Annotated in this window: 24 protein-coding genes and 2 pseudogenes; 20 read left to right on the top strand and 6 right to left on the bottom strand. The window is 37.2% G+C overall.

Annotation, left to right across the window (positions count from 1 at the left end):
* Nucleotides 1-232 precede the first annotated feature (232 nt).
* The 16 genes and pseudogenes from NST02_RS13660 to NST02_RS13585 all read left to right on the top strand — a co-directional run.
* Nucleotides 233-505 (top strand): annotated as a pseudogene (locus NST02_RS13660) (pentapeptide repeat-containing protein); the annotation flags it as partial.
* A gap of 177 nt (nucleotides 506-682) precedes the next feature.
* Nucleotides 683-1,282 carry a CD3073 family putative ECF transporter S component gene (locus NST02_RS13655; protein ID WP_268951594.1) on the top strand — a complete coding sequence of 200 codons (600 nt, stop codon included), beginning with the start codon at nucleotides 683-685 and terminating at the stop codon, nucleotides 1,280-1,282.
* Complete coding sequence (locus NST02_RS13650; RefSeq protein WP_095313413.1) at nucleotides 1,272-1,739, top strand: CD3072 family TudS-related putative desulfidase; 468 nt, start codon at nucleotides 1,272-1,274, stop codon at nucleotides 1,737-1,739. Before NST02_RS13655 ends, NST02_RS13650 begins: the two co-directional genes overlap by 11 nt.
* A gap of 325 nt (nucleotides 1,740-2,064) precedes the next feature.
* Nucleotides 2,065-2,403 (top strand): DsrE family protein, encoded by a 339-nt coding sequence (locus NST02_RS13645; RefSeq protein ID WP_095313411.1) that lies wholly within the window; start codon nucleotides 2,065-2,067, stop codon nucleotides 2,401-2,403.
* Nucleotides 2,404-2,437: 34 nt separating this feature from the next.
* Entirely contained in the window at nucleotides 2,438-3,664 is a 1,227-nt protein-coding gene (gene yedE, locus NST02_RS13640) for a selenium metabolism membrane protein YedE/FdhT (protein ID WP_340949149.1), read from the top strand.
* Nucleotides 3,665-3,733: 69 nt separating this feature from the next.
* Nucleotides 3,734-3,913 carry a sulfurtransferase TusA family protein gene (locus tag NST02_RS13635; protein WP_235879496.1) on the top strand — a complete coding sequence of 60 codons (180 nt, stop codon included), beginning with the start codon at nucleotides 3,734-3,736 and terminating at the stop codon, nucleotides 3,911-3,913.
* Between the two features lie 263 nt (nucleotides 3,914-4,176).
* The gene (locus NST02_RS13630) at nucleotides 4,177-5,856 is read left to right on the top strand and encodes a hypothetical protein (protein ID WP_095313408.1); all 1,680 of its coding nucleotides are present in this window, start codon (nucleotides 4,177-4,179) and stop codon (nucleotides 5,854-5,856) included.
* 81 nt (nucleotides 5,857-5,937) lie between these two features.
* Nucleotides 5,938-6,277: pseudogene (locus NST02_RS13625) on the top strand (transposase); the annotation flags it as partial.
* Between the two features lie 222 nt (nucleotides 6,278-6,499).
* Nucleotides 6,500-7,648, top strand: a complete 1,149-nt coding sequence (locus tag NST02_RS13620) for a PstS family phosphate ABC transporter substrate-binding protein (RefSeq protein ID WP_095313406.1) — start codon at nucleotides 6,500-6,502, stop codon at nucleotides 7,646-7,648.
* Between the two features lie 51 nt (nucleotides 7,649-7,699).
* Nucleotides 7,700-8,515: a nuclease-related domain-containing protein gene (locus NST02_RS13615; protein WP_095313404.1), complete on the top strand. Its 816-nt coding sequence runs from the start codon at nucleotides 7,700-7,702 to the stop codon at nucleotides 8,513-8,515.
* Between the two features lie 108 nt (nucleotides 8,516-8,623).
* Nucleotides 8,624-8,848 carry a hypothetical protein gene (locus NST02_RS13610; RefSeq protein WP_095313402.1) on the top strand — a complete coding sequence of 75 codons (225 nt, stop codon included), beginning with the start codon at nucleotides 8,624-8,626 and terminating at the stop codon, nucleotides 8,846-8,848.
* A gap of 265 nt (nucleotides 8,849-9,113) precedes the next feature.
* Nucleotides 9,114-9,782, top strand: coding sequence for a 7-cyano-7-deazaguanine synthase QueC (gene queC / locus NST02_RS13605; protein ID WP_340949148.1), 669 nt, complete (start codon nucleotides 9,114-9,116; stop codon nucleotides 9,780-9,782).
* Nucleotides 9,782-10,261, top strand: a complete 480-nt coding sequence (gene queD / locus NST02_RS13600; RefSeq protein WP_137744036.1) for a 6-carboxytetrahydropterin synthase QueD — start codon at nucleotides 9,782-9,784, stop codon at nucleotides 10,259-10,261. The genes queC and queD overlap by 1 nt, the downstream gene beginning before the upstream one ends.
* Nucleotides 10,254-10,979 carry a 7-carboxy-7-deazaguanine synthase QueE gene (gene queE / locus NST02_RS13595; protein ID WP_340949147.1) on the top strand — a complete coding sequence of 242 codons (726 nt, stop codon included), beginning with the start codon at nucleotides 10,254-10,256 and terminating at the stop codon, nucleotides 10,977-10,979. The genes queD and queE overlap by 8 nt, the downstream gene beginning before the upstream one ends.
* Nucleotides 10,980-11,310: 331 nt before the next feature.
* A complete protein-coding gene (locus NST02_RS13590; protein WP_340949146.1) occupies nucleotides 11,311-12,396 on the top strand; it encodes a DmpA family aminopeptidase in 1,086 nt (361 codons plus the stop codon).
* 329 nt (nucleotides 12,397-12,725) lie between these two features.
* Complete coding sequence (locus NST02_RS13585) at nucleotides 12,726-13,079, top strand: hypothetical protein (RefSeq protein ID WP_095313395.1); 354 nt, start codon at nucleotides 12,726-12,728, stop codon at nucleotides 13,077-13,079.
* Nucleotides 13,080-13,312: 233 nt separating this feature from the next.
* Here the strand turns inward: NST02_RS13585 and NST02_RS13580 are convergent, their stop codons facing one another.
* Complete coding sequence (locus NST02_RS13580) at nucleotides 13,313-13,834, bottom strand: ECF transporter S component (protein WP_340949145.1); 522 nt, start codon at nucleotides 13,832-13,834, stop codon at nucleotides 13,313-13,315.
* Nucleotides 13,835-14,111: 277 nt separating this feature from the next.
* On the opposite strand from NST02_RS13580, the gene adhP reads away from it, so the two are divergent.
* Complete coding sequence (gene adhP, locus NST02_RS13575) at nucleotides 14,112-15,125, top strand: alcohol dehydrogenase AdhP (protein WP_095313391.1); 1,014 nt, start codon at nucleotides 14,112-14,114, stop codon at nucleotides 15,123-15,125.
* A gap of 33 nt (nucleotides 15,126-15,158) precedes the next feature.
* Here adhP and NST02_RS13570 read toward each other — a convergent pair whose 3' ends face one another.
* The 5 genes from NST02_RS13570 to NST02_RS13550 form a co-directional block, all read right to left on the bottom strand.
* Nucleotides 15,159-16,598 (bottom strand): sigma-54-dependent transcriptional regulator, encoded by a 1,440-nt coding sequence (locus tag NST02_RS13570; RefSeq protein WP_340949144.1) that lies wholly within the window; start codon nucleotides 16,596-16,598, stop codon nucleotides 15,159-15,161.
* A gap of 4 nt (nucleotides 16,599-16,602) precedes the next feature.
* Nucleotides 16,603-18,231 (bottom strand): sensor histidine kinase, encoded by a 1,629-nt coding sequence (locus NST02_RS13565; protein WP_340949143.1) that lies wholly within the window; start codon nucleotides 18,229-18,231, stop codon nucleotides 16,603-16,605.
* 14 nt (nucleotides 18,232-18,245) lie between these two features.
* Nucleotides 18,246-19,394: an iron-containing alcohol dehydrogenase gene (locus tag NST02_RS13560; protein WP_340950013.1), complete on the bottom strand. Its 1,149-nt coding sequence runs from the start codon at nucleotides 19,392-19,394 to the stop codon at nucleotides 18,246-18,248.
* 174 nt (nucleotides 19,395-19,568) lie between these two features.
* Nucleotides 19,569-19,952, bottom strand: a complete 384-nt coding sequence (gene blaI, locus NST02_RS13555) for a penicillinase repressor BlaI (RefSeq protein ID WP_095313385.1) — start codon at nucleotides 19,950-19,952, stop codon at nucleotides 19,569-19,571.
* Between the two features lie 26 nt (nucleotides 19,953-19,978).
* Nucleotides 19,979-21,745: a BlaR1 family beta-lactam sensor/signal transducer gene (locus NST02_RS13550; protein WP_340949142.1), complete on the bottom strand. Its 1,767-nt coding sequence runs from the start codon at nucleotides 21,743-21,745 to the stop codon at nucleotides 19,979-19,981.
* Nucleotides 21,746-21,921: 176 nt separating this feature from the next.
* On the opposite strand from NST02_RS13550, the gene bla reads away from it, so the two are divergent.
* From bla to NST02_RS13535, 3 genes are read left to right on the top strand one after another with little or no spacing between them, the layout of a single operon-like run.
* A complete protein-coding gene (gene bla / locus NST02_RS13545) occupies nucleotides 21,922-22,806 on the top strand; it encodes a class A beta-lactamase (RefSeq protein WP_340949141.1) in 885 nt (294 codons plus the stop codon).
* Between the two features lie 15 nt (nucleotides 22,807-22,821).
* Entirely contained in the window at nucleotides 22,822-24,828 is a 2,007-nt protein-coding gene (locus NST02_RS13540) for a peptidoglycan D,D-transpeptidase FtsI family protein (RefSeq protein WP_235879494.1), read from the top strand.
* Between the two features lie 33 nt (nucleotides 24,829-24,861).
* Nucleotides 24,862-26,865 carry a penicillin-binding transpeptidase domain-containing protein gene (locus tag NST02_RS13535; RefSeq protein ID WP_340949140.1) on the top strand — a complete coding sequence of 668 codons (2,004 nt, stop codon included), beginning with the start codon at nucleotides 24,862-24,864 and terminating at the stop codon, nucleotides 26,863-26,865.
* Nucleotides 26,866-26,882: the final 17 nt, after the last annotated feature.

Raw genomic sequence — 26,882 nt, 5'->3', positions numbered from 1 at the left:
GAATAAGAATCTGTCCTTCTTAGTGTGGGCAGATTTTTTGTTTTAAGGTCAGTATATATTTAAAAATAAGTAGTAAATTTGCTGCTAGGGAATAATGGCTAAATCAAACTGATCCTGGTTCATTGTTACTATTAAAGCGTTTTAAGATTCGCTTCCCTTGCAATTTAAGATTAAGATAATAAGGAAGAGCCCTTTAAAAATAAGATTTTGTCAATGTCAGTGTTGATTTGGCTCATTTGCTGATTCGAAACTGGAAAAGACCATCTATCAAAATAGTTCGCTTAAAGGGATTGATTTCTTTAACTGCAAATTTAAAAATGTGGAATTTCATGAGTGTCAATTAGAAGGAGCTAATTTTAGTGAAACTTCATTAAAAGGGGTTGATATCAGTACCTCGACATTTGAGCAGTTAATTATTGATATGAAGGATATGAGAGGTTGTAAAGTCTCAACTTATCAGGCATTACAATTTGCGAGTTTACTCGGGTTAATTATTAAAGACTAAATGTCTGATTGGAATTGCAACGTATATTATACGTAAAAATGTAATATAAATTTGTTAACTATCGATTGAAATAATTGCTTAAACCATTTTCACAAGTTTCGAATAGATTTCTTCAATTAATACATATCGTTCATATCGATTTAAACTATCCTTACGTTCTCCGATTGATGATATATTTTGAATAGGAGGAGAAGAGATATGAACAAAAGAAAACCATTGATTTTAACTTATGGAGCAATGTGTATTACATTAAATGTTGTGCTAGGAACCGTCGTAAGTGGATTGAAAATACCATTATTGTTTCTAGACACAATAGGTACAGTATTGATGGCAGTTTTATATGGTCCATGGTGGGGAGCACTTGTTGGTTTGTTAACCAATCTTGTATTAGGTGTAACCTCATCACCATCGGCGATATTTTTCGGAATTGTTAATATTGCCGTCGCACTTGTCGTTGGCTTTATGGCAAGGAAATTTAATTTCATGAAGTGGTATGTTGCATTAATAACTGGAATGATATTAGCAATTATTGCACCGTTGATTGGCACTCCCATTTCAGTTGCTGTCTTCGGTGGTCTGAATGGCAGCGGAATGGATGTCATCGTTTTATGGCTAAGAGCTTCAGGGGAAAGCGTATTTGCTTCAACATTCATATCAAGAGTTACCGGAAACTTCCTTGATAAAATTGCCACATGTCTGCTCGTTATGTTTATTGTTTCAAAACTCCCTTATCTATTAAAAGTCTATCATATTGGAGCGAATAAACATGCAGCGTAGCAAGAAAATATTGCTATCTTCCCATTGTATTTTAAATCAAAACACAGTCATTGATGATGAAGCAAGAGCACTTGGTGCGATTCCTTCTGCTTTACGATGGATTGAAAAAAAAGGAGTAGGTGTCCTGCAGCTCCCATGCCCGGAATTTACTTTTCTAGGCTTAGACAGACCATCGATGACATATGAAGAATACAATAATGAAGAATATCGCACTCATTGTCGAAAAATATTACTGCCTATTATTGAACAATTGAAAGAATATACATGTGCGGGATATGAAATCGTCGGTTCACTCGCTATACAAAGCAGCCCTTCCTGTGATCCAACGCGTGGTGTGTATATGGAGGAGTTACATAGGCTTTTAAAAAAGCACAACATTCATCTTCAAACACAATGGTATCTACCTAACGATGAAATTCCTGTTTTCGACGGCGAAAAACATTATTTGCGAACATAAATCGATTTCGTTCCCTCTGAACTGTAAAACAAAGCAGGAAGGAGGGACGTTCTATTTTTCATAAGATCATACAATGTTAAGGAGGCCTTACCTATCACTTCAAAGTAGAAGGAACTTACACTATCTCCTAAATTCCATTCGTTCAAGAAATTCCTATTTTACTCAACTGCACATTCAAAAAATAGATAAATATTTATTGATTCTATCTAAAAAATGAATGAATATACTAGATGATTAAATGTTAAAATTTGAAAATGTGAGAATTAATCTTGATTTATAGCTATTTATCATCGAATTAAGAAAACTTTTAAGAAGGGGAAAATTAATGGAAAATAAAATTATATTGCTTTCATCTGATCAGCTTGGGAAGGGGGAAGCAGAATTAGGAGAGGGAATTTTAGAAACCTTCTTTACCATTCTTAAGCAAAAGGAAGAGTTACCTAAGGCCATTTTTTGTATGAATAGGGGTGTACGAACATTAACAGAGGATTCTCTCGTTTCTCTTCATTTAATCGAACTGGAGAAGAAAGGTGTTGACGTTCTAGCCTGTAAAACATGCGTCGACTACTATGAACTAGAGAAGAAGTTAGTGGTTGGAAAAATCAGCAGTATGCAACACTTTATTGAGTTATCTTCTAAATATGAAGTGATTACATTATCTTAAGTAGAAAAGTTTTTAAAAGGAGATTCATCATAAAATGAATTTATACCATAAAATATTTAAAGAATATTGGAACCCTTATGTAGCGATTGGAATTGCAGGATTGCTCAGCGCACTATATTTTGGAATAACCGGAACTGTCTGGGCTGTAACGGGGGAGTTTACAAGATTAGGAGGACATGTTTTACAATGGTTCGGTGTGGATGTGTCCAAATGGGCCTACTTCGAGTTAATTGGGATAAATGGGTCTCCTCTTAATCGTACGGATGGCTGGATTGTGATTGGCATGCTCGTGGGAGCATTGATGATGATTTTGTTAAGTAGCAGTTTCAAAATTCGTATACCTAACCAAAAACGCCGTCTTGTACAAGGATTTATTGGTGGGATTATTGCTGGTTTTGGTGCGAGACTGGCAATGGGGTGTAACTTAGCTGCCTTTTTTACGGGGGTTCCTCAGTTTTCTTTCCACGCATGGATTTTTATGATTATGACAGCGGTCGGAACTTTTTTTGGAGTAAAAGTGGTCAATACAAGATGGTGGCTTGGAAAACCAAACCTTCAAAGCAGTAAAGGAAAAAGAAGAATGAAAAGGAAAAAAATAAAGAACTCGAATATACAACCCGTTTTAGGGTGGTTGTTAGCTTGCGTATATGCGGGGATTATTGTATATTTTCTTGCTACAGGCAAAAATCTACTTGCAGTTGGCGCACTTGCAGGGGCATTCTTTGGTATTTTGATTGAACGGGGACAAATTTGTTTCACATCCGCATTCCGCGATTTATGGATTAGTGGACGTGCCATCATGTCAAAGGCGATCGCAGTAGGGATGATTATTAGCGTTGTTGTTACTTTTATTTTTATTCAAGCAGGCTCTACCCAAATTATTAAAATCGCCGCACCTAGTACTATAATCGGCGGTCTTTTATTTGGATTCGGAATTGTTCTTGCTGGAGGCTGTGAAACAGGGATGATGTATCGTGCCATGGAGGGACAAGTATTGTTTTTGATTGTGGGAGCAGGGAACATTGTTGGGGCTACCCTGTTATCCTATGGCTGGGATCACTTTGGCATTTTCAATACACTTGCAGCTGGATGGCCGCAGGTTAATTTAATTACTGAATGGGGGCCAACAGGAGCTCTTATTGGTACGTTAATTATGTTAGTGCTATGGTTCTTGTTCTCAAATTGGTGGGAAAAACGGTTTCGTTATGGAACAGGAATTAAACATGAACAAACGAAACATATCACCATAAAGGAGGTTTAATCCATGTCACAAGAACTTGAAATCGACTACACCTTAGATATTCGTGGTGAACCTTGACCATACCCAGTTATTTATGCGCTGGATGCGCTGAAAACGATGAGAATTGGAGAGGTGTTGGAAGTGATTGCCGATTGTCCACAGTCCTTCCGTAGCGTACCGGAAGAAGCTGTTAAGCACGGGTATGAGTTGGTAGTTGCGCCAGAAAAGGACGGTCAAGATATTTACTTTTATATAAAAGTGGTTAAGTAGGGGATGATGGGAACAGTTCTCATCCCTTTTTTTGTGCAAAAATATTGAATTTGTATTTCAAGGCGAACTCTTTTGTGGGTTGTATTTATGTTTAGTGCAAATTTAGCACTCTCCTTCTTTAAGAGACGATCAAATAGTAAGAAACAAATCGATAGTTCTCCTACATTTAAGGGGAACCTAACTAGCGCTAATATTCTTCTTTTGAAACTTCTGCTTTGCTCATCCGTAAATTTATTTGTAGGTTTTATGACAGGAGGGTTATTATGGGCAATATTTATCTATTTTCACTTATCGCGGGATTAGCCTCTGCACTGGTGCTGATTCCCTTTACTGGTAGGAGAACAAATAAGAAAGAGGAAAAGAAATCAAAAACAGGAGTAATGCTGATTGGGATTGCTCTTATCATTATTTTTATTTTTACATTCTACTATGTAACAAATCTTGATCGAAACTTTACATCTTTATGGGGATTGGCTATCCCTGTGACTCTGTTAGGAACAATTTTTGCTTCTGGAAAAGAAAGGCTGATCAAAGGAGCATTGTTTCTTGGAAGTTTAGTATTTGGAGCGGTATTATTATCAGCATTTGTTTTTAATGCTAATGAAAAATACGAAGTAGCAAAAATGAGCGAAAAAATAGAAATCGAAACATTTTCTGAAAGTGAAACGCCAGCAAGTGTACCACCAAAATTTGCTCGAAATAAGATGAAAAAAGCGTTTGGCCAGGTTCCAAACACAAGCTATTACGAACTTGGAAATTTGCAAATTCAAAAGGTTAATGGAGAATATGTATATATAGCACCTGTAGAATTTTCAGGTTTTTTTAAATGGTTAAATGGCGATAATACACCAGGTTATTTTACGATCAGTGCAACCGATTCAAGTGACAATCCCAAATTTATGAAAGCTGAAATGGAATACACACCATCCTCCTATCTTCATAAGAATCTTGAACGCCATATACGGATGAAATATCCGCATCATATTTTTTATGGGGATGTGCAATTAGAAATTGATGATGATGGTAAGCCTTTTTATATTCGTTCCTATGGACAATTCATTTCTGCTAGAAATGGCTTTGATGTCAAAGGGATTGTGATGGTAGACCCAAAGACAGGGGAAACAAGTGACTTTCGTTTAGCAGAAATTCCAGAATTTATTGATAGTGCTGTTTCTCCAGAAGTTGTCAGTTTACACAATAGTTATTTCGGAAATTATATTCACGGATTTTGGAATAGCAAGTTTGGAAAGAAAGATGTAAAGCTGCCTTCTGATGAAGGAACAGTGGCAAATGTTAGTCCGATATTTGATGAAAATGGGGATATGTTTTATTTCACTGATTTCACAAGTCCAAAAGAGAATGTAGATTCGATGCTAGGCTATTCTCTCACAAACGCTAGAACAGGTGAAGCAACATACTACACTGGCAATCTTGAACAGTCTTACATGGATTCACAAGGTGCTTTGCAAATTATTGAAAAGAAATTTATAGAAAAGAAGTGGAAGGGTCAGATGCCTGTTCTCTATAACTTCTATGGCGAAGCAAGTTGGCTTACTCCAGTACTTGATTCAAATGGCTTCCTTCAAAACTATTTTATCGTTTCCGCTGCCAACCCAGAAATTTCTGTGTATGCAAATACACCAAATGAAGCACTGAAGCTCTACAAAACAGCATTGCAACGAGGGGGTAGTACGGTTGATGGAAGCTCGAAAGCAGAGGAAAAGGAAATTAGTGGAACAGTTATACGTGTTTATAAGGAGAAGGTCGGCGATTTTACGACAATCACCTTCTTATTGAATAATAAACAGAGCTACGTCATTTCATCTGAAACGAATCCCTTTGCTATCTATTTACAGGAAGGTGATAAAGTGGAAGTTCGTTACTTAGATACAGGAGAGTTTTTTCTACCAGCAAAAGAAATTTTGATTGAAGGGTTAGAATAGAATTGCTTCGAAATAGGGAGCAGATGCTAGATTTTGCTAAAATATGAGAGGTGGTACTGGGAGATATCCCTTTACAACAAAAAGGAAGGACATAGAAAATATAAATCGAATTCGGTGAAATGGAAAGTGTTCCTTTGTTTGAACAGTATACACTGAGTAAAAATCACAAGAAGCGAATACAGCGACACTTATAAGAAGCTGAACACCTTTGTCATACAAATGAATTCAAAGAATTATACTAATGCCGTAAAGAGTCGTTTGAACGACTCTTTGCGGACGCAAAAGAAAAGCATGGTATGCGATGGACAACTTTTAGAGGAATTAAAACAAGTCCATGCAGGCGATGCTTACTTTTAGTGCCATGAACTTAAAGAAATGGGCTAAATGTGCAAGAAGGCAATGTTACAAACAAGAGTTCTAGTCAATTAAAAGAAAAGTGAAGTTTCTCATCATTAAAGCTCTCTACTCTTCGACAGAGCGGTACAAAACCAACAACTTAAACACAACCAATACAGCTGTTCATTAAAAATGGCGCATTGCAAATTTGGTTGATCTTGCTAAATATAATTGACAAATAGCACTAATAGTGTAAAATTACACTATAGAATTTTAAATTATTTAGTTATTTAGGGAGGAAGAATTGATGAAGCTATTTGTCTCAATATTGACCATTTTTTTGTTGGGATTTTTGGGATTTGCAACGACCGTTTTTATTTCATTGCTTGATTACAAACCATTTTATTTATTTTTTATTCCTATTTTTACAATTGCACTCATTATAATGATTATTTTTCTGATTTATGGGAAAGCACAAAGTAAAATGTTTAAGAGAAGTACAATCATTCTTATTGCAGCTGCTATTGTTTCAATCGTTTCATATGAAGGATATGAAGCTTATGAAAGATCACTTGAAGTGGTGAGCACCCAAGATGTTGATTTATCAGAGTACACCCCGTTTGTTGAAGGCTCGAAACTTGTTTCGCTGGAAGAACCTTCAACACTGAAAATCTCCGATGATCTTCCTAAGTTAGATGGTGCCACAGCGCTATATCCTGTATACTCTGCTTTTGCCCAAGCGGTATATCCAAAAAAGGATTATTCACTTCACGATAGTGAAGTTGTTTCAAGTCAGACAAGCGGAGCTTTCGACCGTCTCTTAAAAGGCGATGTAGATCTTATTTTTATTGCGCAGCCATCGGAAAAACAGATGCGCAATGCGGAAGAGCTTGGGATTGAATTGAATTTAACACCGATTGGGAGAGAAGCATTTGTTTTTTTTGTTCATTCTAAAAATCCGATTAATGAACTAACAATGGAACAGATTCAAGCGATCTACTCGGGAAAAATCACCAATTGGAGGCAGCTTGGTGGAAAGAATGAGGAAATCCGTGCTTTTCAACGTCCTGAAGGCAGCGGGAGTCAATCAGCTTTAATAAACGTGATGGGCGATGTACCTTTAATGGAACCGCCATCAGAAGATATCGTTTCGGCCATGGGAGGGATTATTACCGAAACCACCAATTATCAAAATCGCACCAATGCGATCGGCTTTTCTTTTAGGCATTTTTCACAAAACATGGTGGAGAATGGTAAAATTAAATATATCGCGATTAACGGAATGACACCTAGCAAAGAAAATATTCAAAACGATTCTTATCCAATCGTTGCTCCACTTTACGCGGTAACTACAAGTGGAAATACAAATCCTCATGTCGAGGAGTTCATCAATTGGATGCTTTCTGAGCAAGGACAATATATCGTGGAACAGACTGGGTATGTTCCAGTAAAATGATTGAGGATTTCGGCAAATGTGAAGAGTTTCCATTTTAAGAGAGGCACAAATATGTTTAAAAGATTATTTAACAATTCAAGTAAGCAGCAACTGAATAAAACTAGTTTGAAGGAAGGCAAAAAAAATAAAGTTGAAAATACCAGAATTGGAGAAATAGGGGAATATAAAATTAATCTCCAGCTAGAGCAATTACCGCAAGAGTTTAAATACTTAAGTGATGTTTTGCTTCCAAGCAAAAAAACTAAATCTGGGTATTCTCAAATTGATCATATCGTTTTTACGACTCATGCGATATTTGTTATTGAGACGAAAAATTATACCGGTGTTATTTATGGCCATCGAAATCGCACTGAATGGTCACTGAATGGCAAATTCAATTTCACCAACCCATTTCATCAAAATTATGGCCATATTGAGGCTGTTAAGTCGATTTTACCAAAAATAACAAATGAAAATATTGTTTCAGTAGTTTCCTTTAACCGCAGAAGTACTTTTAAAGTAAATGAAGAGCTAAGAAAAATTAATTCTAACGATCTCATCATCTATGACATAGAACTATTAGAATACGTAACGAGAAAATTAAATGTTATCAAGCTAAGCAGTTCACAGCCACCTTTTACTACAGCTGATATTTTAAATATGTATACCACAGTGAGTGAGGGGAATATAACCGATAAAAAAATAAGAGCAGCACACATCAGGACACTGAACGGACAAACTCAAGAAACTCCTAATTCAACGGGAAATTCCACTTGTAAAACTTGTGGTAAAGTAGTTTCTAGTAAAGTGACACAATACTGTCTTGCTCATTCAAATCGCTTTAAAGGAAATGTATATTGTTATGAGCATCAAAAATCACATTTTTAGTTTTGCAATGGTAAAAAACCAATAGCTGCAATTTTCATAAAATCATTCCTTGTGAATAATTTCTGGTGTAAAATGTAAGCATAATAATATTTCGTCAGGAGGATTTTTATGACTGGAACAGTGACTGTCATCATGATTTTTTCGATCCCGCTCGTTGCTATTATTACAGACCATTTTCAAAAGCAGACGAAAATGAAGCATAAGATGATTAAAGATCAATTGGAATTGGAGAAATTGAAACATCAAAACTTTTTAATAGAAACTGAGAAAATGAGACTTGAATTGGAACAAATGGTGAGCGAAGATAAGTTGGAGCAAAAGAAAATATTGTAATATAAACTGCCTCGCTAATTATTTTTAGGAGGCTTTTTCTCTTAATAGGAGGTTTTTTTATACGATCCTGATCGAGGAAACGATTTTTGGCTAATCACATAATCTCTCGTCATTATGTTCATACGAGTACCCCTTTTAGAAAAATTATGCTAGTATTGTAATAGCTGAATAAAAGAGGTTCTAGCACCCCTCTCTAAAAAAACTAAGATGAAGCAGTACTTCGATCTTGGGGTACTGTTTTTTCTTTTGAAAAGGAGTAATTTTTATGTTAAAAGATGAAAAAGCGATTGTTGTATTTAGCGGTGGACAAGATAGCACAACTTGTTTGTTTTGGGCACTCGAAACATTTAAGGAAGTTGAGGCGGTTACGTTTAATTATAATCAACGGCATATTGAAGAAATTGAGTGTGCTAAAAAGATCGCAAAAGAGTTGAATGTAAATCACCATATTTTAGATATGAATTTATTGAATCAATTAACGACCAATGCGTTGACAAGAGATGATGTTAAAATTGAAGAAGGGGAGGACGGTGAGCTTCCGTCTACCTTTGTGCCTGGAAGAAACCTTATTTTTCTCTCATTCGCCGCAATCCTTGCTAGTCAAGTCAATGCAAAACATATTATAACAGGTGTCTGTGAGACTGACTTCAGCGGTTACCCTGATTGTCGTGATGCCTTTATTAAATCATTAAATGTTACAATCAATTTGTCCATGGATAAGGAATTTGACATTCATACACCATTGATGTGGCTAAACAAGGAAGAAACGTGGAAAATGGCTGATGAGCTTAATAGATTGGCATTTGTCCGTGAAAAAACACTTACTTGCTACAATGGGATTATTGGTGATGGCTGCGGGGAGTGTCCTGCTTGTAAGCTAAGAAAAAACGGTTTAGAAAGCTATCTTTCCACTCGTGAAGGAGTGAAGGGATGATGGATCAGTCTATGTTCGGTTTTCGCATCGTTGATCAATTGCAAAAAATAGATAAAGACATTCAAAAAAGTGAATTAAAATATCATCAGAAGCGTGTTTTAATAAGCAAAGAATTTACCTTTGATGCAGCTCATCATCTCCATTGTTATGAAGGAAAATGTAAAAATCTTCACGGACATACGTATAAAGTCATCTTAGGAGTGAGCGGCTTTACGGACGAGCTTGGTCTTGTCATAGATTTTGCTGACCTGAAAAAAATTTGGAAAGAGGATATTGAAATATTCTTAGATCATCGCTACTTAAATGAAACGCTGCCGAAAATGAACACAACTGCGGAAAATATGGTTGTGTGGATTTATGAAAAATTACAGACTGCACTAACCCAGTCCTATCCAAATACTAGAGTTGAATTTATCCGTTTATTTGAAACACCTACAAGCTATGCCGAGGCAAGAAGGGAGTGGATGGAAAATGAGTAAAATTCCGGTAATGGAGATTTTTGGACCAACTATTCAAGGTGAAGGAATGGTTATTGGCCAAAAAACAATGTTTGTCCGAACTGCTGGATGTGACTACTCCTGTTCATGGTGTGATTCTGCCTTCACTTGGGATGGATCAGGTAAAAGCTTAATTAAACAAATGGAAGCAGAAGAGATTTGGCATGAATTAAAGAGAATTGGTGGCGATGGATTTTCCTTCGTCACTTTATCAGGAGGAAACCCAGCCCTGTTAAAGAATCTTTCGAATTTAATCGCCCTGTTAAAAGCAAATCATATCGATATTGGATTAGAAACGCAAGGGTCTAAATGGCAAGATTGGTTCCTTCAGATCGATCAGTTGACTATTTCTCCAAAGCCTCCAAGCTCAGGGATGAACACAGACTTTGCGGCACTTGATACAATTATTCATAATTATATCGAGTCAAGTACCGGTCAGATTAGCTTGAAAGTTGTGATATTTGATGATGAGGACTTTTTGTATGCGAAAAAGATCCATCTGCGTTATCCGAATTTACCATTTTATTTACAAGTAGGCAATGATGACAGTAAAACAGAAGATAATGAGACACTTATTCGCCAGCTATTAAATAAGTATGAATGGCTGATCAATAAAACGATAGAGGATCATACATTAAAAAGTGTCAAAGTACTTCCACAACTCCATACACTTATTTGGGGCAATAAGCGTGGAGTTTAGAATACAGCTTAACGTTTGAAGTAATCAAGTCGGCCATCTTTATCCTTCTTTCAAACTGTAGACAATCAAAAGAAATAATGTTATCTACAGTTTTTTTCGTTTCTGATCAACCTGACGATGGAAAAGGGAGATGAGAAACAATAGCATTGAAAGAGAGCGGTTAGTTATCGCCACACTGGACTAGCGCTAGTCAGAGTTTCCACTTATAAAGGGATTATCATGATTTCTAATTTTTATGCTTGTTTACAGAAATTATTTACTTTAGCATGTATGTAAAAGGCAATAAGAGTAGCTTAACGGAGTGGTTCTCATAACGTAAGAGGGGATGTCTATGGAAAGAAAAAAAATTAGAGATCTGGGTATTGTAGTAGGACAATTGCCACCGGGACCGAAAAATTGCCTCACTGATGTACAGGGGGTTCATGTTGGTCATGTAACTTTACATCATCCACTTGCAAATGCCGATAATGAATGGGCATGTACAGGCGTGACAGCGATTCTACCGCACGAAGAAAATCTCTTCCAGAATAAAGTTGTCGCGGCAAGCTATGTTTTTAACGGATTTGGTAAATCAACAGGCTTAGTGCAAATGAATGAATTAGGAAGATTAGAATCTCCGATCATGCTTACTAATACATTTTCAATTCCTGCCGTAACACAAGGGACTTTAGAATATTTGTTGGAGCAAAATCCAGAAATTGGAGAGACTACTGGTACCGCCAATATCGTCGTTGGGGAATGTAATGATAGTTACTTGAATTCTATTCGAATGATGTCAGTAAAACCGGAGCATGCAAAAGAGGCCATTAGAATAGCTTCAACAGATAAGGCAATGGAAGGAGCAGTTGGAGCAGGAACAGGAATGGTTTGTTTCGGTTATAAAGGTGGAATAGGCTGCTCATCACGATTGGTGGTCGATGATGGAGAACAAGGAGTTTACACGATTGGATGTTTAGTATTGAGTAATTTTGGTACTCAAGATGAACTATACTCGTATAATCGTTTTATTGACACTGAAAAAAAACGAAGAGTTGAAAATCATAACGAAGATGCACAAACAGACGGCTCGATCATGATCGTGTTGGCTACGGATGCCCCTGTTAATGAACGCCAGCTTCAGAGAATGGCGAAAAGATGTGGAATCGGTCTCGGAAGAACAGGAAGCCATATGAGTCACGGAAGTGGAGATATTGTAATGGCCTTTTCAACCTCACAGACATTTCCTCATTTTTCAAGCGATAGAATAGAGCAGCAATTCCTTTTTAGAGAAGACAAGCGTATGATGAACATGCTTTTTTGCGCAGCTGCTGAAGCAACTGAGGAAGCAATTCTAAATTCCTTGACGAGGGCAAAAACAACGATTGGAAGAAAAGGAAGAGAAGTGGAGGAGTTTCCACTCGATCTCTTGAAATTATAATATATTTTAACAGCTGATCTCCATATTCAGTGTTGGCTAAAGTAAACATTCATCAAATAAGTTCGCAATTTAGCGAAAATAAGTGTATCATGAAAGTAACGAGATTTTAGCTTTAAAGCTTGCAGGCGAGTTTAATGAAAACAGGCTGCAAGCTTTTTTGTTAATGAAACAATGTAAATTCAAAGGAAGGAACAGCACTTAATCAACGTGAGTTAAATCTATTCAGGCAAGAGCACTTTGAAAGAAACAGAATTATAGCTTTCTTTGTTTGGGAATACTGACTATTAATAAGGTTTAAAAAATATAGTTTGGAAATGGAGACTATGCATATGAATGAGAAGGAAATTATCATTGAAATTGATAAAATAAAGTCAGGAAAAGCTAATATTATTTCTTTTTACCGCAAAAACAAGCTAATCGATCGTGCACCACTTAAACTAAAGGATAAATCAGAAAGCTACAATTATAATTATCGGCATCACTTTGACGGAGATGATCTTGTGAAAATCAATGCAAAACAGTCTTCCGTTTTTCCTTATGATGGGCGTGGCAAGATCAATGAGTGGGCAGACGAAACAAAACGTTCTTTAAGACAATTAATTATGGATGGCAAGTTTAATCGTGTTTTTACAAAAGGAACGACTAAATATAGCATTAAATTAGTTTGGGTTTCTGGTGAGTAGGTAATCATTTTATCACTCACGTATTTTCAAGTCCTAGTATCTCCACTAGGGCTTTTTAGTTATCTAACAAGATTGACCAGCCATGTACAGCATTGTATAAGGTTGTGAATATGATCATTGTGAGAGGTAGATAGGGGAGGAACGATTAGTATGTAAGCAAATTCAAAAAAGACATTGATTACAAAACTGGATGATGCAGCAAGTTCGTGATAACATCATCCAGTTTACTCATTTTATACATATCTTTTTAATCGTGCTGCAAGTGGAATTACGATGATGCCAGCGATGACGACTTGCATGATGTTCCCGGGAACTGAACCAAATGGTAAGACCCAATTGCTGTATAAGAGTACTTCTGCAAAATAGTAGCCTACTACTTTAATAATTAAAGCAACGGCCACGGCCATTGAATAGACGTATAACTTTTTCCCTGGAAGCTTTTCGACGATCAGTCCAGCAAGATACCCCATTGCTCCAACGATAACAAAAGTAAAAGGGGCCCATGCTGTCCAGCCTGAAATAAGGTCAAATAATCCCATTCCTACAGCACCTGCAATCGCTCCTGATTTTCTTCCATAGAGAAATGCGGCGATAAAAAGGGGAACATTTCCTAAATGAATCAGTCCGCCATTTCCCATGATTGGCAGGCGAATATTAATGAACATTGTCGATACAAAAACTAATGCGATAAAAAGCGCATTGATTACTAATATTTTGGTTTTCACTGCTTGTTTTGGTGCCAAAGTTGAGCTCATCGACGTACCTCTTCCTATTTTTTAATTATTATCATACTATGTTTATTCAATTTAATAAATATTTTTTAGCCATGTTAACTTTCACAGATTAAAGTTTTTGTTTAATCGTAATTTTACGAAAATTCGGCCAATTTGGCCGATTTATCGTTTCTTTTTTAAAAATGAAAGAGGAAAGCCTCTCATTATTATTGAAACAACAACAATTATTTGAACTGATGAGTTGGCACAGTAATTGCATAAAAATAGTGAACTTTTTTAAACAGGGGGAATGGAAACGATGAAAGCGGCAATTGTCAATGAATTTAAGAAACAATTGGAGATCAAGGAAGTGGAAAAACCAACTTTAAATTACGGAGAAGTACTAGTGAAGCTTGAGGCATGTGGGGTATGCCATACAGATCTTCACGCCGCCCATGGTGATTGGCCGATAAAACCTAAGTTGCCTTTAATTCCTGGTCATGAAGGGGTTGGAATCGTTGAGGCGGTCGGTGATGGAGTAAAATCATTAAAGATAGGCGATCGAGTTGGGATTCCATGGCTTTACTCTGCTTGTGGAGAATGTGAATACTGCTTGAGCGGACGTGAAACGCTTTGTCTTAAACAAGAAAACGGGGGATACTCTGTTGATGGCGGCTATGCCGAATATTGTAAGGCTCCAGCAGATTACGTAGCAAGAATTCCAGAAGGACTTGATCCCGTTGAAGTAGCCCCAATCCTTTGTGCTGGTGTGACGACTTATAAAGCATTAAAGGTATCTGAAGCAAAACCAGGTGATTGGGTAGCTATTTATGGGATTGGTGGTTTAGGCCATTTAGCACTGCAATATGCAAAAGTGATGGGGTTTAATGTTATTGCTGTTGATATTCAGGATGAAAAATTGCAGTTGGCGCAAGAATTAGGCGCAGATCTTACTGTCAATGGATTGAAGGAGGATCCGGCGGCAGCAATTCAGGCAAAGGTAGGGGGCGTGCAAGCAGCAGTTAGTGTTGCAGTCACACAAAAGGCTTTCGAGCAAGCGTATCGTTCTGTTAAACGAGGTGGAACACTAGTTGTTGTAGGTCTTCCACATGATGATCTACCTATTCCGATTTTTAATACTGTTTTAAATGGAGTCACAGTGAAAGGTTCAATTGTAGGAACTAGAAAGGACATGCAGGAGGCACTCGATTTTGCAGCTAGAGGGAAAATCCGCTGCCAAATTGAAACCGCTTCCTTAGACGATGTAAATAAAGTATTTGAGCGAATGATAAATGGAAAGATAAACGGTCGAGTTGTTTTAAAGATGAATTAACAAGAGGAGTGCAAGGTTTTATTCTTGCACTCCTCATTTTTTTTCATTTAAATAATAGCGTAATTTTCGCAACGTAATCCCCAGTTCTTCTGCTGCTTTTTTTCGATTTCCAACTGTATTCTTTAAAGCTTTTTCAATAAAAGTTTGTGTTGCTTTAGCTTCAAGTATATTCATCATTTCAAACACTTTATTTAGGTCTGAGCTTTTTTGTACATATAACATTTTTAATATTTCTTCTGACCAGTTGTGTAAAAATTGTTCAAAGGTGGTATGGTGATAAGCTGGAAAGGATGGATTATTTGTCCTGCTATCACGAGCGCTCACATTTCGAACCCTTTCCGGAAGATAATCCACTGTAATCATTGTTGTTTCCTCTTCAGCAAAAGCGACGGCTCTTTTAATAACATTAACTAGCTCACGAATATTTCCTGGCCATGTATAAGAACGAAGACAATCAAGTGCTTCTTTTGTAAAAGTAAAGTTCAACTGCTCCTTTTGTAGATAAAATTCAATGAATAGAGGAATGTCCTCAGAGCGAAGACGCAGCGGTGGGATCATTAGCTTCACTACATCAAGACGATAAAGGAGATCGTCACGAAATAAACCATTTTTGACAGCATCCTCAAGTCCAACATGGGTCGCAGCGATAATTCTGGCAAGGCTAAACTCAGTCATTTCGCCGCCAACTTTTATAAATTCGCCTGTCTCCAATATTCGTAAAAGCTTCACTTGTGTAGTCAATGAAGCTTCTCCAATCTCATCAAGAAATAAAGTGCCTTTGCCTGCAAGTTGAAAGAATCCCTTTCTCTCTTTCGTAGCACCGGTAAATGCTCCCTTTTCATGACCAAATAGTTCACTTTCTAGCAAATTTTCTGAAATGGCACCGCAATTTATTCCGACAAAAGGATAGTTTTTACGCAAGCTTGCATGATGAATAAAGCGGGCAAGAATCTCCTTGCCTGTTCCGGTTTCTCCCTCTATAAGGATCGGGATATTTTTCTGAGCTAATTTGTGAGCTAATTTGAATACTTGTATCATTTCTTTATTGTTGCCGATAAAACAATTCAATTGTTGCGCTAATTTATCAATTTCAGCGTGATTAGAACCATTTTCATTTTGTAAAATCTGCTCCGTCAAATTTTCAATATCTTTAATATCATCAAAAGGCTTTTCAATAAAGTCATTTGCACCAAATTTAATCGCATCCACAGCTGTTTGAATGGTGGCATACCCAGTCATGACAACTACTTTACAAGCAGGCTGCACCGCCTTTAATGTTTTCAAAATCGCAAGACCATTTCGATCAGGCAGTTTCACATCAAGAAATGCCAATTGGAATTGTTTTTTTTGTATGTTTGAATCGAATTCCAAACCACTAGAACAAATAGTCATAGAGTGTCCTTTATCATTTAACAGATGAGAAAGAAATGTGCTAACTTCCTTCTCATCATCAACGATTAAAATTTCTGCCATTATTTCACTCCTTAATTGGAAGAATCAGCTTAAATGTACTACCTTGATGCTGTTTACTTATTACCTTGATCGTTCCACCATGGGCTTCGGCAATACCAAGGCTAACTGATAAACCGAGACCTGTTCCTTTTGCATCTGTTTTTGTCGTAAAAAAGGGATTAAAAATTTCAGAGATAGTATGCTCCTCGATGCCGCAGCCATTATCTGTTACAGCAAGGATAACGTTTCCTTGTTCTTGAAAAGTTTCAAGCAAAATCTTTTTCGGATGCTCACAGCCTTCAATCGCATCCTTGGCATTTAATAATAAATTTAAAATAATCTGCCCAATTTGTTGCAAGTTTCCATCAATAAATGGAAGTTTATGATCGAGCTTCGTTTCTAATTCAATTGTTTGTTTGTGCAATTGATTGCCAATGATGCTCAATACTTGTGCAACAGCATCATTTACGGAGCACTTTTCAAAGCGATACTGGTCCTGTCGAGAGAAGGTCAGAAGATTGCGAATGATATTTTTACTTCTTTTTCCACATTCATGAATGTCTTCAAGCAGTTGCTTTAATTGAACATCTTTTAGATTTAATTTTCTATTTAAAAGTTGTGCATTCCCCATAATTGCAGTTAAGGGATTATTTAATTCATGCGCTACACCAGCAGCCATTTCCCCAATCGCCGCGAGCTTCCCAGATTGGAGCAACTGTGCTTCAATCTGTTTTTTTGCGGTAATATCTTTAATATAAATGATCGACGCATATTGAGCGCCATGTTCATCCAGAATAGGGTAGCAATAATATTCACAAATCCTTTTGGCAATAAGGAGCTCCCCGGATGAGGGGATATTTAAAATAGGCGAAAATTGAAATTGGTAGTCGCCTTGTTTGAATGGGAAATCATGAATTAAACGTCCTTCCAGCTTTTCGGAATGGGAAAATATTTGTTGTGCTGCTTTATTTGCTTGAAGAATGATGCCATTTAAATCAATGATGAAAATGGCATCAAATACGGCTTGAAAAGTTTCTTCCCACTGTTTCTTTCTTTGCAGCACCTCATTGAAGAGACGTGCGTTTTCTAAACAAACAGCAATTTGATTGGAGAGCTGTTGGAAGAACGTGAGATCAGTCTCCAATAGTTCGAGCTTTTCCTTGCTCCCTAATAGCAGAATACCAATCGTTTTATCTTTATAATTTAAAGGCAATAAAAGACAGCTTGTGAGATCGATTTTGCGCAAAGCCTGTACCTCGAACATTTCCTCGCTTTCTTCAATGTAGATAAGGCGTGCTTGACCCGTTTTTAAAACGGTCCAGTACAAGCCTTGCTGTTTTGGAATAATCATTCCTTGCACAAAAAAGTGCGAATCTGATGGATAGCAGTGTGAAAGAGTGAGGATATTTTCGACTTTCAAGAAAAGTGATATTCGATTAATTGGAAAAATAGTTTTTAATTTTCCAAGCATTTTTTCTAGCATATCATTTATGGACATGTCGACATTAAAGCTTCTCATGATCTCATTAATAATTTCTAACTGGATGTTTTTCTTTTCAAGCTCGTGGACGGTTTCTTTTAATTCTGTGTAATAATTCCTTTTTGACGATTGAATTCCAGTTAATAATTCGATCATTCTTTCTTGTGTATTCACGGAATAATCCCCCCTTATAATGCTTGATGAAAAAGCCATTCTACATCTTCTTCCTTAATATCACGGGGGTTCGTAATCATGCAAGCATCGTTCAAGGCAAGACAGCTTAATTCTCTAATTATTTTTTCCTCAAGCCCCATTTCCGATAAGGATTGAGGGGCACCAATATCAAGTGATAATTGTTTTACATGCTCGATCGCTTTTTTTCCAGCTTCGTATACACTTAAACCTCCAATATGTTCACCAAGCAATTCAGCAATATCGCAAAATTTTTGGGGGGCTGCTAACAAATTAAATTCCATTACATGAGGAAGAAGGACGGCATTTACATCGCCATGCAACATCGGATATCGACCACCAACTGAATGCGACATAGCATGAACAGCCCCCAATATTGCATTGGAAAAAGCGAGCCCGGCTTGAAGGCTTGCCATGGCCATATGCTCCTTTGCTTCTTTATTTAATTTTGACGCTACTGATGGCCGTAAATATTGGGAGACAAGTCGAATAGCATTTCTTGAATATACCTCTGTTAACGCAGTTGCGGCAACGCTTACATATGATTCAATAGCATGTGTTAAAACATCCAAACCAGTTGAAGCGGTAAGATGGTCGTGTTTTGTCGAAAGGGTGAGCGGATCAATAATTGCAATATCGGGAACGAGCGATTTTGAAATAATCGTCATTTTCTTTTTCTTTTTACTGTCAACGATTACAGAAAATTGTGAAACTTCGGACCCAGATCCTGCCGTTGTCGCCGCCATAATAAGGGGAGGGAGTGGTTTTTTAATTTGATCAACCCCTTCGTACTCTGAAATTGTTCCGCCATTTGTAACTAAAATAGCAACTGCTTTTGCTACATCGATAGCACTACCGCCACCAATTCCGATAATTGCATCGCATTCATTCTCAACGTAAACATTGGCACCAAGCTCTGCTTCATAATCCTTCGGGTTAGTTGTAATTTCATTGAAACTTGTGTAGCTTAATTCCGCACTTTTACAGCTTTTTTCAACCACGTCTGCCCAGCCGGCCTCCATAACTCCTTGATCAGTTACAATTAGTACATTTTTTGCTCCGAGTCGGATACAACTTTCTCCAACCTGATGGAGGGAATTATGACCGAATATTACTTCAGGCATGACAAATTTATTGATCATCACTACACCACCAATCAATATATTAAAGTAAATATTCGCTAATAATTGGAAAAATCCTTTTCTTAACATGCATTGTCTGTTAGCTTTTCAACGAGTAAAAGAATTTTTTTCTTCTTCAGAAAACATTAATGGCAAAAAAGAACACGAACAGATTTTGTAATCTGGACGTGTTCTTTTTTATTTCTCTTTAGGCTTTTCATCGAGAATCTTTCGCAATTCCTTAATATCATCATCTGAAAGAGATTCTTCCTCAATAAATTGAACAAGCATCGATTTTACAGCTCCGCCGTATATTCTTTTTACGAATGATTCCGTTTCAGCACGTTGGCATTCATCTTGAGAATACAAAGGATAAAAAGTGTATACTTTTTGATTTCGATTGACACCTACGACGTTTTTATGAACGAGACGATCTAAAAGGGTGCGAATCGTCTTAGGCTTCCAATCAGTTGTTTGTTGCAGAGAAGCAATAACTTCGTTGGCCGTTAATGGCGATTTATTCCAAAGAATATTCATTACTTCCCATTCTGATTCTGAAATGTTGGGAATATTCTTCACCAACAATCCTCCTCCTCATCCATAAATCTTTAATATATACCTTTATCTGCTAAGATCGATAAGGCAATTTCTGCAGCTTTGCTTCCTGCTGCATTTCCATGATTTTCAATATAACTTGCGAAGAAAAAAGTATTGTCATCCGTTTCAACGTATCCAACAAACCATCCTCTAATATTTACTCCGTTTACATTTCCTGTCCCTGTTTTGCCTGAGAGAACCCGCCCAGGTTTTTCCTCCAAACGGAGAGCGTCCTTAACTGTATTGACGTTATCTTCATTAAAGGAAAAATGATTTGTATAGAAATCGTGAAGAACGTTGACTTGTTCGAGAGGAGAAATCTTTAGAGAAGATTCAAGCCAAAATGAATCAATTCCTCCAGATATATTTTCATTTCCATAACCCAGCTCTTTTAAAAAGGTTTCGATCGTTTCAAGACTATTTTCTTTATCTAACTGTTGAAAATACCAATTGACAGAATTTTTTAAGGCAGACTCTAAATCTTGATTCATATTCCATGCTGGATAGGGGTTTTCTTTTCCGTCCCATGTAAGGGTGGAAGAGTCCCGTGTAATGATATTGGATTCTAAGGCAATTAAACCACTATAAATTTTATAAGTGGAGTCTGGCGATACTCTTAATGAACTTTTATCCTCATTGTATATGCGGTACTGATCTTTATTTTGATCGTATAAAACAAAGCTTCCTTCAAAGCCTGAAAAATATTTACTTAAATCTTCATATACCGTTTTATCCTCGATGTTATAGTAGCGATTGTTTTCCTCAGCAAAAACAGAGATGAACGGTAATTGAGTTGCGATCACTATACTTATGAAGCTAAAGATGAAAAAGCTTTTCCACTTTGAGCTTTTAGATTGCGGTGAATAGGAGGCAATTTGTTCTATTCTCTTTTTCATCTGCTCCTTGGAGCCGTTTAAAAGGTTTGCCAAAGTAAATTTTCTTTTGAACATACCTTTATCGATAAAATTGATAAGCGTGTATCCATAATCACGGTGAGCATCTGATTCCAATGATTGTAGAACAGCCATATCGCAAGCAATTTCACGATCAAGACGCATCTTTTTGAATGCCAGCCACACAAGTGGATTGAACCAATAAACAATTTGAAAAGCAATGGAAAAATAATTGATTAAAATATCGTTGTTTTTATAATGGTTTAGCTCATGTAAAAAAATATGTTCCATTTCCTTCTTCGATAGCTGAAAAGAGGAAGGTAAGACAACATATGTTTGAAAAAGCCCATACATCATGGGTGAAGTAATATGAGGCGATACTACCACTTTAATATTTCTTGATATTCCCAGTCTTTTTTTACAAACTTCAAAGACTTTTATAGTCTCACGATCGGTTAACTGGACCGAATATTTTTTGATGTTTCTAATGGAAAACCATGCTTTCAATGTGACGCAGACAAAAAATAGCATTCCGCCAAGCCAGATTGTCGCAAGTAGGACATTCAGAAGGGATAAATCAGGCTGATTGACCGTAACTGAAAAATCTTCAATCCAATTGAATGTTTCACCCGTTTTATGACCTTCCTGAGCAGTTAAAGAACGTGTCTGAATTTCATTTTCGATCGTTCGAAAATGAAAATGTTCGTTAATGTTAAAGATGTGAAGAGGTATAAATGGAATCATTAAAACGATAAAAAGGATGTACCATAGATGATAATGCCATTTAGCAGAAAGATGATTTTTAAATAATTTTTTCATAACTAAAATGACGATGATCGAAAAAGATGAAGCGATAAAACCGATCATAAAATGATTTAAAAACATCCTAATATCCCTCCTTACATGTTTATTCAACATTTGATAATACTCGAATTCTACCATTCTCTTAATCAATTAGCAATTCGATGTATAAAAAATTGACATTATTTGATTACGTATGTAGTATTATACTACAAATGTAGTCAGATTACTAACGTAATCAAATAGGGAGGAAATGAACAATGAAGCTTAAAAGACGACTATATAAAGCAATGACATTATTATTTTTTTTCACTGTTATCGCTGGATGCAGTGAGGAAGCAGCAAAAACAGAAGTACGAGTGGATTTCACAACAGAGCAATTTAAAAAGCTTGAAGAAGAATTTGCAGCCCGGTTAGGTGTTTATGTAATTGATACAGAAACGAATAAGACGATTAACTATCGGGCCGATGAAAGATTTGCATATACTTCTACTTTTAAACCATTTGCAGCAGCATTTATTCTGCAAAAGTCTACTATTAGTGAACTAAAGAAATTGAAGACATTTACGACAAATGATCTTGTTACATACTCACCGATTACAGAAAAGCATGTTCAAACGGGTATGAATTTATTAGAAATTTCAGAAGCAGCGATTCAATACAGTGACAATACAGCAGGAAACCTTTTGCTTGAGGAGCTCGGGGGACCTAAGGGGTTACAGCAGGCTTTGAGAAAAATTGGTGATCAAACAACAAGTGTCGATCGTTATGAAACGGAATTAAATGAAGCAACACCTGGTGATTCTAGGGATACGAGTACACCAAAGGCCCTTGCTAAAAACCTTCAATATGTTGGAATAGATGAATTTCTCTCCCAATCTAAGAAAGATATTTTTCAAGATTGGTTGAAGGGAAATACGACAGGGGATTCACTTATTCGGGCTGGAGTTCCCAAGGATTGGGTCGTCGGTGACAAAAGCGGTGCGGGAGGTTATGGAACTCGAAATGACATCGCGATTGTCTGGCCGCCTGAGCGAAAGCCAATCATTATGGTGATTATGTCGAGCAAAGATGAAGTGGAAGCCACTTACAATGATGAGTTAATTGCTAATACAGCGAAAGTGATCGTCGAAACATTTAAATAGAAAGAGGTTTGTCACTTGAATAAAAAGAGAAATAAACCTGTGAAGAGGATGAATATTTTGTTTTTTGTTGTTTTTGTTCTCTTCTCCATATTAATTATTCGTCTTGGCGTTGTACAAATTGTGAACGGGGAAGCGTATCTTCATGAATTAGAAAAACAAGAATCGACTATTGTTCAATATGAGGTTCCACGAGGAAAAATATACGATCGGAATCAGCGTTTAATTGTTTATAATACACCTGAACAAGCGATCACCTTCACGCCCCCAAAGCATCCACAACCAACTGAACTATTGGATTTGGCCAAGGAACTATCTGCAATGATCAAGATGAATCAAAAGGATATTGATAAAGTCCGTACTCGGGAATTGAAAGATATTTGGTTGCTAGAAAATGAAAATGGGGAACAGCTTGTAACTGCAGAAGAATGGCAAGCTTGGAAAAATGGTGACCTTACGGATAAGGAAATTTACAACAAAAAACTTGAGAGAATTACTGCAAATGATTTAAAAAGCGTTGAGGGCAATACGGCAGCTATTTATCGAAAGCTTTCAAGTGCCATCGCTTTAACACCTGCAATCATTAAAAATGAAAATGTATCTGACGAAGAGTTTGCTAGAGTAAGTGAAAATTTAGCTCGTTTACCTGGTGTAGATGTAACAACAGATTGGAAAAGAGAAAGCACCTATGGAGATACATTTTGGAATATGATAGGTGAAGTGACGACGACAGATGAGGGTCTTCCAGCAGAAAAGGCAGAACAATATAAAGCAATGGGGTTTAATCTCAATGATCGGGTTGGAAAAAGCTATTTAGAAGAGCTTTATGATCAAGTGTTACAGGGCAATAAACGTCAAATGAAGATTACATCTGCTCAAAGTGGAAAAGTGATAGATAAGGAGATCGTCGCCGAGGGAGCACCTGGTAAGGACATTGTCCTTACCATTGATATGGAATTTCAAAAACAAGTCGAGAACATTATGGAAGAGGAGCTCTTAAAGGCAATACGACAGTCCCATACAGAAACTCTTGATACAGCATTTGTTGTGGCAATGGAACCAAAAACTGGCTATATTCTTGCTATGTCTGGAAAAGTGTATGACCGAGAGTCTAAGAAGTTTTATGATTATACGCCTGGCACATTTACTTATGCCTTTGAACAAGGTTCTGTGGTAAAACCAGCAACGTTGCTTGCAGGTTATCAAACAGGTGTACGAAAAATAGGAGAAACGATCTTGGATGAAGTTTTGCATATTAAAGGTTCTGGTACTTTTTCGTCCTATACGGTAATGAATCGAGTTAATGATTTAAAAGCGCTAGAACGTTCCTCGAATGTGTATATGTGGCTGACAGCAATCGAAATGATGAATGGCAAGTATGTCAAAAATGGACCGTTAACATTTGATCCTGAAAAAATTGAGATGATCCGCTTTTACTTTAATCAATTTGGCTTAGGTGTTCCTACTGGAATCGGCTTTTCAAATGAAACTGCTGGAATTAAAGGCACGAATCAAAGTACTTTTTTTCAAATTGCGATTGGACAGTTAGACACTTATACACCAATGCAAATAGCCCAATATATTTCAACCATAGCAAATGGTGGTTATCGGATGAAGCCGTTACTTGTTCAAGAAATAAGAGAACAACAAATAGAAAACGAAACTTTAGGAAATGTTGTTGAAAAAATTCATCCAGTTGTCTTAAACCGGATTGAAATGGAGGATAAATACATCGAACGGGTGCAGCAGGGACTTTGGCAGGTAACTCATGGAACACAAGGAACCGCTAGAAAATTTTTTCTCAACGAGCCATATAATGCTGCAGGAAAAACAGGAACAGCGGAATCGTTCAAAAATGGTGTGAAAACATGGAATCAATCTTTTGTCGGATATGCCCCATTTGATCAGCCAGAAATTGCGCTCGCCGTCATCGTTCCGCACGCATACAAAGATGGTTATGCTGCCCCACACAGTACGGCTAACACGATTAGTCAAAGAATCTTCAGGGTGTTTTTTAATGAATAATACAATCGCAGTTATAAGCAGGAGTTGAAAAAGATGAAACGAATTACTTTATGGATGCTCACTTTCTTCCTCATGTTCATGGCCGGTGGCTGTTCAAAAAAGTTAAGTCCTGAGGACAGCTTTTCCATGTATCTTGAAAGCTGGGAAGAAATGAATTTTGCTGAAATGTATCAGCATTTATCCGGGAATGCGAAAGAAAGAATGTCAGAACAACAATTTGTGGAAAGGTATGAGAAGATCTATAACGGAATTGAAGTGAAACAATTAAAGATTACTGGGCGTTATACGGACACGGAAGAAACGAAAGGAGGGGCAATAACATTGAAATATACGGTCCGTATGACCACAAATGCTGGGCCGATTGAATTTGATCACCAAGCCCAGTTGGTAAAAGAAAAAAGTAATGAAAAACAACAGTGGTTTGTTAATTGGGAGCCCTCTCTTATTTTTCCAACGATGGAGGAGGGGGATACAGTAGGAGTGAGGACGCTTAAGGCGACAAGAGGAGAGATTTATGATCGACACGGCAGTGGTCTTGCGATCAATGCACCAGCTTATGTAGTGGGAATAGTGCCAGAAAAGCTTTCAGATCAAGAAGAGACTTCGATTGAAGCATTGGCTGACCTGTTAGCAATAACACCTGACGAGATAAAACAAAAATTAAGCGCTGACTGGGTTAAGCCAGAATTGTTTGTTCCGATAGTAACGCTTCCTTACGGTCAAAAGGATATCGAGCCTTTTTTAAAAATACCAGGTGTGATGATCCAAGAAGAAACGGTTCGAACGTATCCTTTTGGTCCTGCCACCGCTCATTTAATTGGCTATGTTCGAGAAATCAGCGCGGAACAACTACAAGAGTTAGAGAAGCAAGGCTATTCCGCTGGTGATATTATTGGTAACACAGGATTAGAGAGCATTTATGAAAATAAATTAAGAGGAAAGAATGGAGTCCATATCTATATCCGTGATAAGGATGGCAACCTAAAAGAAACATTGGCGCAAACAGATGCTGTTGATGGAGAAACTCTTCAGCTTGCACTTGACGCGAACTTACAGTATGAAATTTATCAACAACTCGAGGGAGATGCGGGAACATCTGTCGCGGTTGCTCCAAAAACGGGTGCTCTTCTTGCGTTAGTGAGCACTCCAGCATTTGATCCAAACGCATTTGTCCGTGGCTTATCAACAAAACAGTGGGAAGAATGGAATCAAAATCCAAAAAATCCGTTCTTTAATCGTTTTCTTAACCGAAGCGCCCCCGGTTCTGTTTTCAAAACAATTACTGCAGCCGCTGGCTTAAAGTTAGGAACGATAGAGCCAAATGAAAGAAAGCAAATTAACGGTCTTCGTTGGTCGAAGGATGAGTCTTGGGGTGGATATTACGTGACCCGAGTGAAAAATAAGTCTACAGTTAATTTAAGAGATGCTATTGTCTATTCAGACAATATTTATTTTGCTCAAGAAGCAATTGAATTGGGAATTGAAAGATTTGTTAATGCGATAACAGAATTCGGCTTTAATGAGGAGCTGAATTTGCCATTCACCATGGCTCCTTCTCAACTATCCAATGCTGGGATCAATACAGAAGTTCAATTAGCCGATTCCGCCTATGGTCAAGGGGAAATTTTGATGAGCCCTATTCATTTAGCGATGACATACACACCCTTCCTCAATGATGGAGATATGCTTTATCCACTCTTATTAAAAGAGGAAGAACGAAAGATATGGAAAAACAACCTTATTGACCTTGAAACAGTTGAACGGATTGATTCATATCTCCTTGATGTTGTGAAAGACCCTAATGGCACTGGTCATGGTGTCTATATTCCTACAAGAACAATTGCCGGAAAGTCCGGTACAGCCGAAATCAAAGCCAGCAAAAGCGACACACAAGGTACTGAAAACGGCTGGTTTGTTGCCTATGATCATGACAAACAAGATCTTTTGATTGCGATGATGATTGAAGATGTGAAACAACGAGGGGGGAGCAGTTACGTTGGTAAAAAAGTAAAACCTATTTTTCAATTGCTTCCATAATGACGGTAGTGAACAAT

Source organism: Robertmurraya sp. FSL W8-0741, from assembly GCF_038004005.1.
Lineage (GTDB): Bacteria > Bacillota > Bacilli > Bacillales > Cytobacillaceae > Robertmurraya > Robertmurraya siralis.
The sequence above is the reverse complement of the archived record's forward strand: the minus strand, read 5'-3'. Positions and strand labels throughout refer to the sequence as shown.